At 45.4% G+C, this 16,744-nt stretch carries 13 protein-coding genes and 1 rRNA gene; 8 read left to right on the plus strand and 6 right to left on the minus strand.

The genetic code is table 11. The annotated features are described in order from the left end of the window. Positions 1-6: 6 nt before the first annotated feature. From M3629_RS23790 to M3629_RS23810, 5 genes are all read right to left on the minus strand, one after another. Complete coding sequence (locus tag M3629_RS23790; protein ID WP_251510889.1) at positions 7-1,245, minus strand: alginate O-acetyltransferase AlgX-related protein; 1,239 nt, start codon at positions 1,243-1,245, stop codon at positions 7-9. A 14-nt stretch (positions 1,246-1,259) separates the two neighbouring features. Continuing rightward, a complete protein-coding gene (locus M3629_RS23795) occupies positions 1,260-2,681 on the minus strand; it encodes an MBOAT family O-acyltransferase (RefSeq protein ID WP_251510890.1) in 1,422 nt (473 codons plus the stop codon). A 41-nt stretch (positions 2,682-2,722) separates the two neighbouring features. Next, positions 2,723-3,910 carry a hypothetical protein gene (locus tag M3629_RS23800; RefSeq protein WP_251510892.1) on the minus strand — a complete coding sequence of 396 codons (1,188 nt, stop codon included), beginning with the start codon at positions 3,908-3,910 and terminating at the stop codon, positions 2,723-2,725. Between the two features lie 18 nt (positions 3,911-3,928). Beyond that, positions 3,929-6,205 (minus strand): glycosyltransferase, encoded by a 2,277-nt coding sequence (locus tag M3629_RS23805; protein ID WP_251510894.1) that lies wholly within the window; start codon positions 6,203-6,205, stop codon positions 3,929-3,931. A 385-nt stretch (positions 6,206-6,590) separates the two neighbouring features. Beyond that, positions 6,591-6,995: a CBS domain-containing protein gene (locus M3629_RS23810; RefSeq protein WP_090923108.1), complete on the minus strand. Its 405-nt coding sequence runs from the start codon at positions 6,993-6,995 to the stop codon at positions 6,591-6,593. A 175-nt stretch (positions 6,996-7,170) separates the two neighbouring features. On the opposite strand from M3629_RS23810, the gene M3629_RS23815 reads away from it, so the two are divergent. Continuing rightward, the gene (locus M3629_RS23815; RefSeq protein WP_251510896.1) at positions 7,171-9,336 is read left to right on the plus strand and encodes a penicillin-binding transpeptidase domain-containing protein; all 2,166 of its coding nucleotides are present in this window, start codon (positions 7,171-7,173) and stop codon (positions 9,334-9,336) included. Between the two features lie 122 nt (positions 9,337-9,458). On the opposite strand, the gene M3629_RS23820 is transcribed toward M3629_RS23815, so the two are convergent. Continuing rightward, on the minus strand, positions 9,459-10,214 hold the full coding sequence (locus M3629_RS23820) for a class I SAM-dependent methyltransferase (RefSeq protein WP_251510898.1): 756 nt from the start codon (positions 10,212-10,214) through the stop codon (positions 9,459-9,461). A gap of 275 nt (positions 10,215-10,489) precedes the next feature. Between M3629_RS23820 and M3629_RS23825 the strand changes: the two genes are divergently transcribed. The 7 genes from M3629_RS23825 to M3629_RS23855 all read left to right on the plus strand — a co-directional run. Further along, on the plus strand, positions 10,490-10,915 hold the full coding sequence (locus M3629_RS23825) for a VOC family protein (RefSeq protein WP_251510914.1): 426 nt from the start codon (positions 10,490-10,492) through the stop codon (positions 10,913-10,915). Positions 10,916-11,261: 346 nt separating this feature from the next. Continuing rightward, positions 11,262-12,470 (plus strand): hypothetical protein, encoded by a 1,209-nt coding sequence (locus M3629_RS23830; RefSeq protein WP_251510899.1) that lies wholly within the window; start codon positions 11,262-11,264, stop codon positions 12,468-12,470. A gap of 12 nt (positions 12,471-12,482) precedes the next feature. Beyond that, positions 12,483-13,634, plus strand: coding sequence for a S1C family serine protease (locus tag M3629_RS23835; protein ID WP_251510901.1), 1,152 nt, complete (start codon positions 12,483-12,485; stop codon positions 13,632-13,634). A gap of 129 nt (positions 13,635-13,763) precedes the next feature. Continuing rightward, positions 13,764-14,369, plus strand: a complete 606-nt coding sequence (locus tag M3629_RS23840) for a TetR/AcrR family transcriptional regulator (RefSeq protein WP_251510915.1) — start codon at positions 13,764-13,766, stop codon at positions 14,367-14,369. 21 nt (positions 14,370-14,390) lie between these two features. Beyond that, positions 14,391-15,611 (plus strand): MFS transporter, encoded by a 1,221-nt coding sequence (locus M3629_RS23845; RefSeq protein WP_090923097.1) that lies wholly within the window; start codon positions 14,391-14,393, stop codon positions 15,609-15,611. Positions 15,612-15,751: 140 nt separating this feature from the next. Next, positions 15,752-15,916, plus strand: coding sequence for a DUF3934 family protein (locus M3629_RS23850; protein ID WP_251510903.1), 165 nt, complete (start codon positions 15,752-15,754; stop codon positions 15,914-15,916). A 713-nt stretch (positions 15,917-16,629) separates the two neighbouring features. Next, positions 16,630-16,744, plus strand: a 16S ribosomal RNA gene (locus M3629_RS23855); the annotation flags it as partial.

The following is a 16,744-nucleotide window of genomic DNA, read 5'->3' on the forward strand; positions in this document are numbered from 1 at the left end:
GATATTTTACTTAGAGCTGTTGAATGGGCCTTCTACGTTCTTCTTCCCGTAAGGGAAAAACTCATCGACGAGATCTTGAGGTGAGATCGATACGAAGACATGATCCAGGTCGGTCTTTTTCGCAAAATCTATAATGTCACCCGTATAATATCTTGGATCAATCAGATACACATCGGAGACAACCGTCGAGAGAAAAGAAATCATAGGTACGGCGAGGGAGTCCTTGATAAACATGACCTTGAGTCCGCTTGGATTGTCTTTATTCGTCACATGTACGATACCCTGATTGCCATACAGATACGTAAAGTATTTGTCCGCTGTCAGGTCGTAGGGAGCACCCTTCACATTCAGGGGATATGTCGTAAGCAACGCATCCTCAAATCGACCATTTAAGGTAGCTTCCGTCTCACCTGTTTTAAAATAAAAAGAATAGTTGGTTTTGAATTTAGGATAAATCAGATCAAAATCATCATCACCGGCGTACAATTTCCCGGTTTTGCGGCCTTGTGAGCCGATAAAGAAATCCTTATAAGGGATTACATTGTAGTTATTCATGTCTGTAAAATAATGCTCGGGATCGAGCGGCTTATGGTACAGCCCGTCCAGATGTTGAACCAGCTGGCCGAAGGCCCAGAAGGCCGTTTTGATTTTCCAGTGATGATCGGTTGTGAAAAACAAATCCTTCGCCGGTATGCCACTCTCCAATAATCCTTCGCGCAGATCCAGCGTGTCGATTCCGCTCTGCTTCAGATGATCCAGAAAACCGTCGGCCGTTTCGTTATTGTAGTTATAAGGGATGCCTTCCGGAAATGTTGTATAACCACGTACATATTTGTCCGGTGTCATGACATACGTAAGCTTGGTTTTTGACCCCAATTGTGCCCCTAGCTCGGCAACCCGATCAGAAAGTTCTGTCGTATCCGTTGGCCCCGTGGCGAAATACGTATAGTGAAGCTTACCCTCCGTATCTTTGACGACCTCGAAGTTGTTCTCTTCGTTCTTCCACATGAGTGACTGCAAGTATCCGTAGGCTTCCACGAATCCAAACTTTTCAAAAACGTGCTCATTAATATCTGCATCCAGTTCGTTGATGATACCTTTGGCATTCGAGAAGCGGTAGTCCGCTGACGCCAGTGTTTTTTTCAAGGGCTCGAAAGAATGAATCATATTCAAGATCGAGAACGTGGCGAGCACAAGAATGAAGAGGAAGGCGGTCATTCTCTTTTTGGCAAAAAAGTTATGCATATGAAATCCTTCTCTCAGAAATTAAAATATATGAACGGGTTGTATGTTCCTTTGACCAAGTAGGATACACACACAAGGAACAGAGCAATAATGGTCACCGGGTAAAGCAGTTCAAGCGGTTTACCGAAGCGTACACCATCCACCATCCATTTGTTCATCCGTAAGGCAAGTGGTGTGGAGAACAGAATGCCGAGAATGAAGAAAAGGGCGTATTCTTTCATGAACATCCAGGTCGTATCGCTCCAGAACCCGTTGCCATACAGTCCGAACATATTGCCAAGGTAGTTGCCAGCCTGTAACAAGTCTGGTGAACGGAAAATCACCCATCCAATAACTACGATAAACATGGCATAGAAATGTCGGAGCGGAGCATACCGTGTGCTCTTATCCAGGTTGAAAATTTTCTCCAGTGCAATGAACGCGAAGTTGATTAGACCCCAGATGACAAATGTCCATTCTGCCCCGTGCCAGATGCCCGTCAGACCCCAGACAATCAGCAGATTGCGGATCATTTTATCTTTATTGCTAACGCGTGATCCTCCCAGCGGGAAGTAAACATATTCCTTGAACCAGGTGCCAAGCGAGATGTGCCAGCGGCGCCAAAATTCGGTGATGGAGCGTGAGATATACGGATACCGGAAGTTTTCTTCAAACTTGAAACCAAACATAAGCGCGAGTCCAATCGCCATATCCGAATAACCTGAGAAGTCGAAATAAATCTGCAATGTATAGGCAATCGCTCCCAGCCAAGCCAGACTTGAAGCGATATCGCCTGTTCCGCCCATGCTGAATGCATGATCGGCCACAATGGCCATGCTGTTGGATAACAGCACTTTTTTACTCAAACCCACAATAAACCGGCAACAGCCGACCGCGAACTTGTCCCAGCTTTCCTTCCGATGCATCATCTGATCCGCAATCATGTTGTAACGCAGAATGGGCCCAGCTACAAGCTGAGGGAAGAAGGAAATATAGAGGGCGACATAAAACGGATTTTTCTGCACATTTCCATGTCCGCGGTACACGTCAATGACGTAGGAGATCGCATGGAAGGTGAAAAAGGAAATGCCGAGCGGCAACGCAATATGCGGAATGCTGAGGCCAAAGCCTGTACTTTCATTGACAATGCGCAGGGCAAACGCCAGGTATTTATAAACAAACAGCATACCCAGATTGGCAACTAGCATCATGGTGATAACGGTATAAGCGGCAGTGCGCCGATCCCGGTACTTGTCCACGAGCAGTGCGAAAACGTAATTCAGTGCGATGGAGACCAGCATAACCAGCACAAAGCGTGGTTCACCCCATGCGTAGAAGAACAGGCTTGCCACAAGCAACAACATATTTTTCAGCGTCACAGAAAACCGCAATATATAATACAGCCCGAGCACAAGCGGCAAGAAATAAAATAAGAAGACTACACTGGAAAAGAGCACTGCCTTTCCTCCTTGATGATGTTAATGATGAAATAAAAAAGCTACATTTTAAATATCCGCTTGGACCTGCGATGATTCATCGAACGTTGCTTCCCCGCTTGTGAGCCGTGCTGAAGTTTGCGCCACAGCCAATATGGAATAACCACCGCGAGTCCAATCAGAAGAAGGCCGATTCGGATCATCCATTCCATCCATGGCTGTAACCATACGGTGGAAGGTTTCAGTACTTTGGAAACCTGGCCTGGCGAGGGGATGAAACGCGGTGTTCCATCCGCTTCCTTCATCTGCATCGCCGTGGAACGATCAAGTTTAACGGTATAATCGAGATTCCACTTCTGGTCCACCAGCGCACGAACAGTCACCACCTCGGCTTTTGCGGCTTCCGTTCCAATGGTTAGTAGGCCATCCGATGTGATGGTTACACCCTGTACAGGATGAGCAAGCTGGAAATTCACTTCTACTTCTGGCGTTTCCAAAGCTTTCGATGCTGTCGCCTGCAGGCCACTAACGGTATACGTTGCAACCGATTCACCGGCCACTGGTTTCACGACTCGTTCATCACCTTTGATCATTACAGAAGATAATTGGTTTTCTGCAACAGCTTCTTTCCTAGGTACCAGTTTGATATTTCCAACGCGGTAATTCAGCTGTGCGTTCTCAGTCGTGGTCATTGTGATGCCCCAGCTCAGCATTTTCTCTGGTGTGACACGGCCAACCGTAGCTGCATGATTTCGAACCATGAGGCTGGAAAAGGGAACACGAACCTCCCCCTCAAACCCGGGCTCCAGTCTTATCAACCCATCTACGGGATGAACCAGCTTCGGCTCTTTGGTTGCTTTGGGAACGAGGATGACATTGCGCTGATCCGCCACCGTCAGTGCCGATTGATCCGTTCGTGTGATGACAACGTTTAGCGGCAGCGTCTGATCGGAATCACTGCGAATCGAAAACCTTAACTCGCTGTAGCCCGACCAATCTCTGTTTTGCAGCTCATATACATAGGCGGAGTAATAGCCTTTTTGTAGCTCCTGTGTCGAGGTGTTAATCTGTAAGCTGCCGGTACGATTCAGCTTGGACTGCACTTTGGCTCCATTATTCCATACCTTTATAGAACTCTCGCTCCACTGCAACTGATCAGGCTGAGCCGAAGCAGTAGCAGTGATGAGGTATAAGCTTGATAAACCTGTGAGGACTGCGACAAGCAGCCATTGCTGCCATTTGGTACTCATGCGTTCTTTGCCTCCATGTTATAAATAGGCCATCTCGTCGAGTTCATCACTCGAGATGAAGTTTTTATTCTGTACTGGGCGTGTCGGTTTGTCTGCCTCGGTATACGCCACATTCCATTGTTTCAAAAGAGCTTCCAGTTCAGGCATTTGTCCATTTCGGGCAATGTCCTGAATATTTCTGATCTGGTACAGAATGCCATGTTTGCTTCGCATCGACTTCACCCACATACAGTCAAGAACGAGTCCCTCGGCAAGCGGCAAACGAAGCTCATAGACCATTTCCTGCCGTGATATGTTCAAAAGCAAAAATTCATAGTTAAAGTCCATCAGCATAACGGTTCCATATTCGGGTGTGTCCAGTTCATGGTTCAGCGGAATGCGTGCCAGCTTGCGGTTGGACATGAGGCCCACTTGTCCGCGTTTTACAAAATTCAGACGGATGTCCTCAAATGTACTGATATCTTTATCCAGCTTCTGCGGAAGCGTAGGCTCGCGGTCATACACAATATGTAACAACTGACGCTGATCCTGTTCTGTAATCTCGTGCACTTTGAATGCATACTTCCACTTATTACCGAATGAAGTTACGTGCGTTACCTTGGCTGTAAACTCGCTTGAATAATGATCCGTTACCAGACGTACAGCAAATTCGGCTTCGCTCGGGATGTATCTCGGTGTATCCAGTACGATGGCCATCCCGCCTTCCGAAATATCATGCGTAACCGTGGACAGCGTTTCACCTTCAGTTGTTAGTGTACAGTCCACAGCAGCCAGAATACGCTCATAGTTGCGGAACACTTTACGTCCGCTCAGGAAAAAGATCGACATCATAATGTTGTAGAAATTAATCAACAGCCAGTATAGAACAACGAGAAATCCAATGGTGCCCTGACTAAATGTCCAGTGAATGCAGTTGACGATGCCGATTATAGAGAGCACAGCCAAGATCAGATGTGGAATGATCTGTTTGAGCTGGTAGCTACGATCGTTATGAGCACCGTCTTTACGAGTCACTGCAAATTTATTCATGGTGATGCCCAGTGTTTCCAGAATGACCGCAGGTAGCAGTGAAGGAAAAAGAATAGTTTCGTATACATTCGTCCATTTCGTAGTTCGAATATTACCTGACAACATGCGCAGACACATATTCGTTAATAGATACATCGGCAGCCAGAACACGAGAATTTCCAAAATGGTACACTTCACCACGAGCACACCGAACACAGCAAACAGAATGGGTGACATGATATACAGCACTCGTTTAAGACCGGAATACCAATAGGTTATAGAAGAGATATAATTCAGTCTTTGGGCAAACGTAAGTCCGCGCTTGAACAAGATATTCATTTTTCTGCCCGTTTGAATACATCCGCGTGCCCAGCGTTGGCGCTGTTTGATCAGGCTTTTCAGATCACCGGGAGCAAGTCCGGAAGCAAGTACTTTATTGGTGGCAAAACAGCGATACCCTTTGCTCTGCATTTCAATGCCAGTGGCAAAATCCTCTGTAATGGAACCAGTATAGAAACCGCCCACATCTTCGAGTGCCTGCCTCGAAAGTACCGTGTTGGTTCCGCCGTAGATAACGGAGTTGGACTTGTTCCGTCCGACCTGCACATCGCGATAGAAGTAGTCCTGTTCATTCGGAATTCGAGCTTCGGAATACAGATTGTATTGAAACTGATCGGGATTATAGAAGCTTTGCGGAGTTTGCACGAAGCCGATCTTTTCTCCTGTCAGAAAATAAGGCACGCAGGACGTCAGAAAATCATGCTTCGGAATCATATCGGCATCAAACGTGGCGATTAGAGGGGAGGAAGTATGTTTCATGGCGTTGTTCAAGTTTCCAGCTTTGGCGTGGATGTGCTCTGTCCGGGTCAGATAGTTAATCCCCATATGATCAGCCAGTTCTCGCATCTCGGGACGATTGGAGTCGTCACACAGGTAGATATGTACTTTGGAGCGGTCCGGGTAATCCATATTGAGACAGCCGTTAATCGTTTTGAAAAGCAAGGATGCAGGTTCGTTATATGTAGCTATAAAAACATCAACGTCAGGATACAATGACTCATCAACGACAGGAAGTTCAGGATATTCAAGCCGGGTCATGTTATAAAAATGCACAGCGAGTTCAAACATACCAATGAGTTCGACAATCAGGAGGGCAAGACCGGCGGTCACGGCAAGCGGGCCATGGCCGAAAGGAATGGTGAAGAAGGTACGCCATATGACGTAAATACAAGACATGATCACCGTTGCGGTAACCAGCATTTTTTTGCGTGTGCTTAAACGATTCAAGGTGCATACCTCTCTCTATAATTGGTGAAAGTAATCAACGTTCATCAAGTCTAACCATATGTCTATCGTACAATAGCGTTCTGAACGAATTCTGAACAAAAGAAATGAATGAAATTGTGTATTAATCCATTATATGTGATGGAAACGACATGTTTTGGTGTTTAAATACAGTCTGGTAATGACGAAATATGTCGAATCGTGAAGATTATTGTATTTATTTCATGCGAAATTAGCAACATTTTTATTTTAAGTCCATAATGTGGAAATTGTTACGTTAGTGGAATGATTACATAAAAAAGACGAGCCTATGGGCTCGCCTTTTTTTGGTTGATCTTTTGCAGATACCGTAATCTCACTGTAGCACTTCCATGCTACCCGAGATTTATTAATCGGATATGTTGCGGGTGTAATATTCAATGATATCCTTACGACGAATGATTCCAAGAAAGACCCGATCTATATCCACCACGGGCACAAAGTTTTGGTCTGCCGCAAGAGTCAGCATATCCTCCATCTCTGCTTCGATGTACACGCACTCATTATAGACACGATGGCTAATCTCATCGACCTGCACTTGGTCCATATTATCAAATGTTAATCCAGGCGTATTACGCATTTTCCATAACAGATCACCTTCGGACAGAGTAGCAACATATTTTCCATCCGGATCAATTACGGGAATGGCGGTGTAGTGGTGCGATTCCAACTGCTCAATAGCATCTTTCATGGAAGCGGTAGACTCGATATAGGCCACTTCGGCTTTTGGGAGTAAAAAATAGCTGATTTCCATCATCGGGCTCCTTTTCAGCCTTTTGCATCGCAAAAAAGCTTTAGTATGTAATTCACTATTCTTATTTAAACATATTATGTGAGCTTAAGGCTATTTTTAATGACAAATTCATCAGATTTGTCACATTGTTTAATCGACGCAGGAAATTTATAGTATAGAGTAGAGGTGATGTGACATGAAATCGAAACGTAAATTATTATATGGACTCTTGCCGATTCTATTTGCAGGCGGTATTGGAATGTATCTTTATATGCAGAATAGCAAACCGGAGGAACCGAAACCGCAGACAACTGTGAATCAGTACATAGAGCATTTACAAAAGAAAGAGTTCGGCCAGCTGTATTCGTTGATGTCACCTGCTTCGTTGACAGAGGCAGGTATGTCCAAGGAACAGTTTATTGAGAAATACAATGCAATCTACTCGGGTATGCAGGTCTCTGCTGTTAAAGCTGAGCTGACAGCAGCGAATACGACAGGAATGGAAGCTGACTCTGGCGCTCAAACAACAGGGACTGAAAGTGGAACCGAGACTAAGGTTGAATCACAAGCAACAACGGACAAAGAGGGAACGAATCAGGCAGAACAAGGGGCTAGTAACCCTGATCTCTACCAGACCGATTATGATCTACACCTGACCACCTTTTTAGGTGAAGTCAACGAGACACATACGCTTAATTTAGTTCGACAGGAGCTGGAGGACGGGAGCAAAGTCTGGCAGATTAACTGGAAGCCGTCCCTGATCCTCAGTGACATGGTGAAAGGTAGCAAAGTTCGGGTGAAGACGTTATTCCCGAATCGAGGGGATATTGTAGATCGTGACGGGTTGCCGCTTGCAACCCAAGGCACAATGAATGAGTGGGGCATCGTACCCGAGAAGCTCGGAGAGAACCCGGATCAGATGATTGCACGCATCGCGGATCATTACAAGGTGTCCGTAGAAGCCATTCAGAAGACACTTGGTCAGACATGGGTGAAACCGGAATTTTTTGTGCCAATGGCCTCGACAGAGGAATTTGATGTCCCTTCTTCTCTTAGCGGAGTTGCTCTGCAAAGTAAGGAAATTCGGTATTACCCGCTTGGTGAAGCAGCGGCACATCTGATCGGATATGTACGTAAGGCCACGAAGGAAGACCTGGATAAAGATACCGAAGGGTATTACCGTGCGGAAGACTGGATCGGCAAAGCTGGACTGGAGCAGTCCATGGAGAAGCAGCTACGCGGGGAGCGTGGCGGTCTGATTGAGATTACGGATGAAGCGGGCAACACGCGTTCCGAATTGATCCGCAAAGATGCAGTCGACGGTAAGGATGTGCAGCTGACGATCAGCTCTGCAGAGCAGAAAAAGCTGTATCAAACGCTGGCGGGTGGCGGCGATGCCGGAGCGATGGTGATGATGAATCCGAAGGACGGAAATATGCTTGCTCTGGTGAGTGCGCCTTCCTACAATCCGAATAAAATGGTTACCGGTCTGACGCAGGCCGAGTGGGATGCCTATTCGGCGAACGAGAAGCTTCCTTTTATCAACCGAGTAACGACACGATACGCTCCCGGCTCAACCTTCAAGGCGATTACTGCGGCTGCAGGGTTGATGGAGAAGGTGACCACACCGGACAAAACCCATGAGATTTCTGGTTTGCAATGGCGGAAGAATGATAGCTGGGGCGGATATTACGTCAAGCGGGTGAAAAGCCTGAGTCCCGTAAATATGGTGGATGCCCTCGTATACTCCGACAATATTTATTTTGCAATGGAAGCGACTGAGATGGGGAGCGCCAAGTTTATCGAGGGCATTCAAAAGTTCGGGTTTGGTGACAATTTCGGGCTGGATGAACTCTATTTGAAACCTAGTCAGTATGCGAATGAGGCGAACAGGGATCTTTCTTCCGAGGTACTGCTAGCCGACACTTCGTATGGTCAAGGTGAGATGTTAATGTCGCCGATTCATCTTGCTACTGCGTTTACGCCGTTTGTGAATGAAGGCAAGCTAGTGAAACCTGTATTGATTGTTGGAAAAGAGACCCCCGATCCTGAGGTGATTATCACACCGGATGTAGCCAATACCGTTACCGACGCACTGAAACAGGTGGTGTCTCGTCAAGGCGGAACGGCACATGCCCTCAGCTCGATTGCTGGCGGTCTTGCAGGCAAGACAGGAACGGCCGAACTGAAAGCGAAGAAGGGTGAGCAAGGTCAGGAGAACGGATTTTTCGTTACCTTTGATACCCAATCACCGTCGTTCCTGTTGGCAGCCGTAATCGAAGAGGTGAACGGGCGCGGTGGCAGCCATTATGTGGTAGATCGCTTGAAACCATTCTTGGAGAAACTTCAGCTTGAGCCGTGACTATGAAATCTGGCAACGATAAGAAATAACCAAAAAACGCGTTCTTGGCTTGAACCATACAGGTCGCCAAGACGCGTTTTTCATTTTACTTTATATACTAAAATTTCATAATAGATTTCAGATCATTTTCTGGCTGTAATCATGAACCGCGCCGAGTTGGTGCGAATCCCTTTTTCGTCGCGGTGATTTTGAACAAAGTGTTCAAAGATATCCAGGTCGGACGCGAGTTCTCCAAATTGAGGAACGATAGGCGTGTGTGTCAGCAGGAACAAGAGATCCTCCGGTGTAGCGTAATACTCGGTTACGTTATATTCGCGGACCTCGATGTGCTGGAAACCTGCATGTTTCAGCTCTTGTTTATACTTTTGCAGTAGTGTTCCGGGCTTTATTCCGAGATGTTGTCCACGTCCAAATGCTTGCTTTACATTCAATTTATCGTGCTCGCTGACCTGCTGGGTCAGGAATACGCCATCCTCTGCGAGAACGTTGTACACTTCTGACGCGGAGAATGCGGAATGTCTGCAAGAAACGATATTAAAGAATGACTTTGGAAACTGTAAGTTGTCCGCATCCATCTGAGTGAATCGCACATTGGAGCATTTTTTAGTTCGCTTTAAATTTCGCTGAGCTGTCTCGATCATTCCATGAGCCAAATCGATGCCGACAAGCAGATGAGCATGTTCAGCAATGGAGAGCACGGCTTCGCCTCCACCTGTGCCGATGTCCAGCAGCAGATCGGATGTTTGTGTGCAACGAGTCACCTCATCATAGAAGTCCCAGTCAGTGGGTTCAGAGATCACCTTCATCGTGCTGAAATCCCATCCATTTTGTTGACCGACACGTTCATAAAATGTGTTGTAATCCCACTGTTTTGTCATATTAATTCTTCCTCCAGTATGTGATGTGTTATTTAGGATTTGTTGTTTTCAATCATCGTTCATCTACACATCGAACAGGCTCAAAAGGACAGAGCTACCCCTTGGTAGCTGGTACGCGTTTTGATCCAGCCCGACATTTAATTACTTCGAACGATTGGGAACAACATCCCTTTCACCTCACATGTTGGAATAGTCCCATTATACATAATTGACAGCGCATACGCGAGGTGATATTTTGGGGTGGAATCTATTCTAGGAATCCGAGGTGATCAATGGTGGCTGTTCGTGCTAATCAGATTTTTGTCAACTTGCCAGTCCGGGATTTGAAGAGATCGGTTGATTTCTTTACGAAAGTGGGGTTTGAATTCAATGCCCAGTTTACGGACGATAAGGCTACCTGTATGATTGTCGGAGAAAATATCTTTGCAATGCTTCTGGTGGAGGAACGTTTCCAATCCTTTATCACGAAAAAAATCGCGAACGCGGCTGAGACAACAGAAGTGATCGTCGCTTTATCTGTTGCTTCCCGTGAAGAAGTGGATGCGATTGTACAAGCTGCCCTTGATGCTGGAGCGAAGCGATATAACGAACCTCAAGATCATGGATTTATGTATGGACGGAGTTTTCAAGACCTGGACAACCATCTATGGGAAGTCTCTTATATCAATTTGAGCGCGTTCCCTTCGAATCAGCCCGAATAGATCAGCATGAATTGTGCCCTCTAACTATCGCTGAATGGATAAATGAATGAAACTAAATAGATCCGCATCAGATGGACTTGCGGAATATACATGAAGGCCTTCCTTAAAAACAGGAAGGTCTTTTTTAGGCTACAAAATAAGTGATCAGTATGAATCCTTACTATATATCTTATTTTTCCTTCAGAATATATGGTGCATTTTACCTTTTTGCTATATGATAAATGTCGATTCACCCCGAGATTAGGCAACACATATTCTGGAGTGATATCAAGTAACAGAACGACAACAGAAAAACAAAAGATAACATATATCTAAATTTACATACGTTTAGGCTGGAGGGATCAGGATGTATTGTCACATATGCGGCACGAAAAATAGCTCTGGGGAAGACCACTGTCAGAAGTGTGGAACCCGATTGAAACAAGATAGCTCCACAGAGGAGCAAATCTGGTCGGAGCCTTCAGGACTGGAGCCACGTAATGCATCTGCAACCGGAACGATGAGCAAGCGCAAGAGCAGTCCATTTGTATGGATTATCCCGCTGCTACTTGCAGCAATTATGGGGGCGTTGTTAGCGTATTATTATAATGAGGAGAATCTGATTAACGCTCATGTGAAGACACTGCATCTTGAGGCAGAGAAGGCTGCACTGGACGGGAAATATTCAGAAGCTCTGGATTTGCTGGACAAAGCTCTCGCTCAAAGACCGAATGTAGGAGCACTCGTTCAGGATCGTAAAATTACAGAGCAAGCAAATAATTTACTAAAACAAATGGACGAAGCCGCGAGTCTGCTCAAAACAGGTAAGCTGTCGGAAGCGGACAAAATGATTCAAACCGCGACTAAAACATTAAACGAACGCCAAGAGCCGGTGTTTGATAAGGTAAGGTCAGCCTTGAACAATCGAAAGGTGACCCTGGCTGTTTTGAAAGTGAAAAAGGAAATTGATCAGTTAACAACCGTCGAGGCACTCGCTGATAAACTCAAAACGATCTCCAAGCTGAACGGTAAAGAAGCCGAAGCAGTGAAGAAACAGATTACGGATAAGCTGGCAGGTATCAGTTATAAGCAGGCCGAGCAGCAAGTGAAGAAGCGTGATTTTACAGCAGCACTGCAAACCGTGGACAATGGATTATCTTATGCGCCTGAGGATCAGAAGCTGACCAAATACCGGGATGAAGTGTTGCGTGAGAAGAAAGCTTTTGAGCAAGCAGAGGAAGAACGTATTCGACTTGCAGAACAGCAAGCAGCTGAAGAGGAACTTCGCAATCGTACAGGGGCTGTATACGTAACGGATCTGTCTGCTAAGCTGGATGAGTATGGAGACTTGTATATCAGCGGGTCGGTGTTTAATCAGGGAACACGCCCTATATCATCCGTGGCGCTTATTGTTAGCATCAATTCCTCGAATGGCGATTACATCGGTGAGACAGATGTTTATGTATACCCAGCTATATTGGATGTAGGCGAAGAAGGATATTTTGAAACCTACTATTATGGGGTATATGAAGCCGCGAATGTGACAGTTACGAATGCATCTTGGTATGTGGAGTAGGAGGAAGACAAAATGAGCAAACGTGTATGGGGAACGATCCTTTCCAGTGCAATCATTATTGGTGCTGGTGCTGGAGGCGTATTCTGGATTCACCAGCATACAGCAGATGAGATGGCGCTAGCTCCCAAACTGGCTGTGGCTTCCTCGAAACAGGCGGAGCAACCCAAAACAAAAACAACATCTAAAATCACAGAAAAGAAAACGCGTAAACAGATTATTGAAGATAGTCAGAGAAAAGTAGTTACGATTGAAAGTAGCGATGGTCTGGGCTCAGGCTTCTTATATAATAACAAGGGCGATGTCATCACTAATGCGCATGTCGTCGAGGGTTCCAAAGAAGTGACGATTCGCACCTTGGATCATCAGGAATATCGGGGGACAGTGATTGGTTTTGGCGAAGAGACGGATGTTGCTGTTGTCAGAGTCCCTGATCTTGTGAAAATGGAACCTCTGCCTATTGCGTCAGCTAAAGCGGAGGTTGGTGATGAAATTCTGGCACTCGGCAGTCCGCTTGGTTTTGAAAATACGGTAACTACCGGCATTATTAGCGGACTTGACCGCAGTTTTGAAATCCCGCCTTATATTTATACCAACTTGTATCAGATATCTGCTCCGATTACTAACGGTAACAGCGGCGGTCCGCTGATTAACGCGGAAACGGGAGAAGTGCTGGGGATTAATTCGACGGTGGTTAAACAGGAAGGTGGACTAGGGTTCAGCATTCCTATCACCAGTGTATTGAAGCAGGTGCAACAATGGTCAGAGCGCTCACCTGATACCAAAGGGGCACAAACGGTAAGGGACTCATCTTCGCAGACGTCGTCCGCTGCTTTATCTGAAGCGGAAGCACTGGTTGCTGATTTTTACAACTACCTGAACATGAGTGATTATGTATCTGCCTATGCGTTGCTCGGAAGTGATTGGCAGAAGGGCACAAGTTACGCTAAATTTCGTGAAGGCTATACGTATACGAGCTATGTTAGTGTGGAGGAAATTTCGTCTGCGAGTACGAGTAAGGAAGAGATGGAAGTGAGCGGTGTGATCGCTGCCGAGGAGCGCAAGGATGGGGAATACGTAACGACTCAATATAACGTGACATATCAGGTCGGATACGAGAATGGCCAATTAAAGATATTACATGGACAGGGTAAAAAGAAGAAATAAATGGATTCGTGAATAAAAGGAGGGCTTGCCACATGGCGGGTTCTCCTTTTTATATTGCGGATTAAACATATATTTGCTAGAATACAGAACGAATGTTCAGTATATAAGAATGGAGTGAAGTGAGTGAGTTTGAATAAAAAGCAGCTCCAGTCCGAGCAGACCAAGAAAAAACTTGCGGATGCATCCAAAGCCCTTTTTGTACAAAAAGGATATAAAGCAACGTCTATTGAGGACATCGTCGCGGCGACTGGAAGTAGCAAGGGAAATATATATTATCATTTCAAAAGCAAAGAAGGGCTCTTCCTCTATCTCATTGATGAATGGGATCGGGAGTGGGAAGCAAGCTGGAAATCAAAAGTTCATCTGTATCACACTTCCACCGAGAAAATCTATGGACTGGCGGAACAGCTCATTATGGATGATATCAACCATCCTTTAACAAAAGCGGCTGATGAGTTCTTCACTGGAGAGAAGAAAGAGAATGATATTGAAGAACGAATCGCAGTATTGTTTGAGCGGCACATCCAATTCAATAAGCAGCTGATTCAAGAAGGAATAGACAGCGGGGAGTTCAATGATCAGAATGTAGAGTATCTTGCGTTGATTTTGGAAAGTACCATTATAGGGCTTAGTCAAATGTCGCGTAAGCTGGAACCGGGCGAGGCTCTTGCGTTGTATCGTCAGGCCGCCAGTGTATTTCTTCACGGGATTGCCAAGGATAAACAGCATAATTAGACAACGATGGAGGATGGAATCATGGCTTTACTGACACGTAACAGGGGCGCGTTGCTGCTGTTGATGTTGAATATTTTTCTCGTATTTATGGGTATTGGTCTGGTTGTGCCGATCATGCCTGCTTACATGAACTTGCTTCATATTACGGGCTTTACGATGGGACTTCTGTTCGCGGCGTTCTCTTTCACACAGTTTTTGTTCTCTCCAGCAGCAGGTCGTTGGTCAGACCAGTGGGGACGCAAAAAGATTATCGTATTCGGGATGCTGATCTTTGCGGTATCAGAATTTATGTTCGGTGCGGTGAATGCGCCTTATCTGCTCTTCGCAGCCCGAATGCTGGGCGGTATTGGCGCGGCGTTGATCTTTCCTGCGGTTATGGCTTATACGGCTGATATCACAACGGAAGAAGAACGCGGTAAAGGCATGGGGCTTATTAATGCAGCGATCACAACAGGTTTTATCATCGGGCCAGGGATCGGCGGTTATATTGCCGAGTTCGGCATACGGGTTCCTTTTTATGCGGCAGGGGTTGCGGGTTTGCTGGCTGCAATCATTACACTGATTATCTTGCCTGAATCCGAGCGTAGCGCGAGTGAGCAGACTACACCTGAAACTAGCGGGGCGAAAGTAAAAGCACCAGGTATGGTATCTCAGCTTATCAACTCTTACCGGGAACCTTACTTTTTCAGTCTAATCATCGTATTTGTCATGGCTTTTGGTTTGGCTAACTACGAGACGGTATTCTCCCTGTTTGTGGATCACAAGTTTGGTTTTACGACCAAAGATATCGCGTTTATCATTACATTTGGTTCCATTGCAGGAGCAGTTGTGCAAGTATCCCTGATTGGCTGGTTGCTGAACACATTTGGGGAAAAGAAGGTTATCACGGTATGTTTGCTGTTTGTTTCCGTGTTTGTATTACTAACCTTGTTCGTTCACACGTACTGGTTAATCGTTGTTGTAACATTTATCGTCTTTTTGGGAATGGATATTTTACGCCCTGCAATCAGTACGCAGATGTCCAAGCTCGCTGAAGAACAACAGGGGTTTGTGGCTGGCCTGAATTCCGCGTATACAAGTCTGGGCAACATCGCTGGACCCATCGTAGCTGGAGCGTTGTTTGATGTGAATATTAACTATCCGTATGTATCGGCTGCGGCGGTGCTTGGCATCTGTTTCTTATTATCCTTACGTGTGCTAAGAAGTGTTAAATCGGTACAAGAACCTAAGGTTCAAGTGTAATTCTTCTAAATATAAAACGTGAACACTTCAAGTTTGGTATAATAAGAAATGCTGGAAGTGAACCACATGGGCTGAGTTACATTGGAACATTACCGAGGAAGATCATTTTTAGACATAGACAGGATTAATGGAGTGATAATATGAGCAAAGCAAAAGGTAAGGGCGGCACAGGCCGCGGAACGGGCAAAAAAGGTTGGAATCGCTGGCAAGCCAGTGCCAACCGAGCGAAGAGTGCTCCGAAACCTTATAAAAGCAAGGGAACCAAGAATAAGGAAAACGCCGACTCTGCTGCTGATAAGTCCTAGTAAACGGACATGTGAAGAGGCAGAGTGGAGACAGGTGCACCGTTTGCCAGAGAAACAGCAGTTTTCGGATGTGGTAATCATATCTGAAGAACTGTTGTTTTTTTTATGCAGGCTTAGGGGAAGGGGGATTAATGGATCAGACATTTAAGAAAGTACTAAATATATATAGAGAGAGGTAAATATTAAGGTGCACTGCTTTGTTTAGTTCTTAAGGTAAGCAGCTGGTATCATAGGACAATGTGACTTTAAAACATAGTGTATTTATATGGAGTATATTCACCATCAAAAGTAATTCCGTAATATGGAATTAATAAATTCATAAATAACACTTTACAACGGGAAGCTAACCATGTTATATTCTTATTCCGGCCAAGAAAACACAGCTTCGACGGTGCGGCAAGCAAATAAAATAAGCTTCGAAAGAAACTTAAAAAAGAGCTTGCAAAGTTGGTTTGGACATGATATTATATAAGAGTTGCTGAAACGAACTGATTTCGGTGGCGAGAACAAGTTTGATCTTTGAAAACTGAACAACGAGTGAGTAACGATCTTGCTTGCAAGATCGACGCTGGAAAAATCGGTACAAGTCTTCGAACTGTATGATTTTGAAAGCAACAATGAGATTTAATCTTGTCAGATTCAAAATGAGCTTATCGCTCTTTTCAATACCCCGATGAGTTTCACCGCGTTTAACCACGCTTTGAAATTCATCTTTATTGGAGAGTTTGATCCTGGCTCAGGACGAACGCTGGCGGCATGCCTAATACATGCAAGTCGAGCGGACTTGAAGAGAAGCTTGCTTCTCGGATGGTTAGCGGCGGACGGGTG

It is taken from the genome of Paenibacillus polysaccharolyticus, assembly GCF_023714295.1.
GTDB lineage: Bacteria > Bacillota > Bacilli > Paenibacillales > Paenibacillaceae > Paenibacillus > Paenibacillus polysaccharolyticus_A.

Bases quoted from the DNA above. Each gene is read 5' to 3' on its own strand.
- M3629_RS23830 (WP_251510899.1), top strand. From the start codon at position 11,262: ATGTATTGTCACATATGCGGCACGAAAAATAGCTCTGGGGAAGACCAC.
- M3629_RS23800 (WP_251510892.1), bottom strand. From the start codon at position 3,910: ATGAGTACCAAATGGCAGCAATGGCTGCTTGTCGCAGTCCTCACAGGT.
- M3629_RS23815 (WP_251510896.1), top strand. From the start codon at position 7,171: ATGAAATCGAAACGTAAATTATTATATGGACTCTTGCCGATTCTATTT.
- M3629_RS23820 (WP_251510898.1), bottom strand. From the start codon at position 10,214: ATGACAAAACAGTGGGATTACAACACATTTTATGAACGTGTCGGTCAA.
- M3629_RS23835 (WP_251510901.1), top strand. From the start codon at position 12,483: ATGAGCAAACGTGTATGGGGAACGATCCTTTCCAGTGCAATCATTATT.
- M3629_RS23790 (WP_251510889.1), bottom strand. From the start codon at position 1,245: ATGCATAACTTTTTTGCCAAAAAGAGAATGACCGCCTTCCTCTTCATT.
- M3629_RS23845 (WP_090923097.1), top strand. From the start codon at position 14,391: ATGGCTTTACTGACACGTAACAGGGGCGCGTTGCTGCTGTTGATGTTG.
- M3629_RS23850 (WP_251510903.1), top strand. From the start codon at position 15,752: ATGAGCAAAGCAAAAGGTAAGGGCGGCACAGGCCGCGGAACGGGCAAA.
- M3629_RS23810 (WP_090923108.1), bottom strand. From the start codon at position 6,995: ATGGAAATCAGCTATTTTTTACTCCCAAAAGCCGAAGTGGCCTATATC.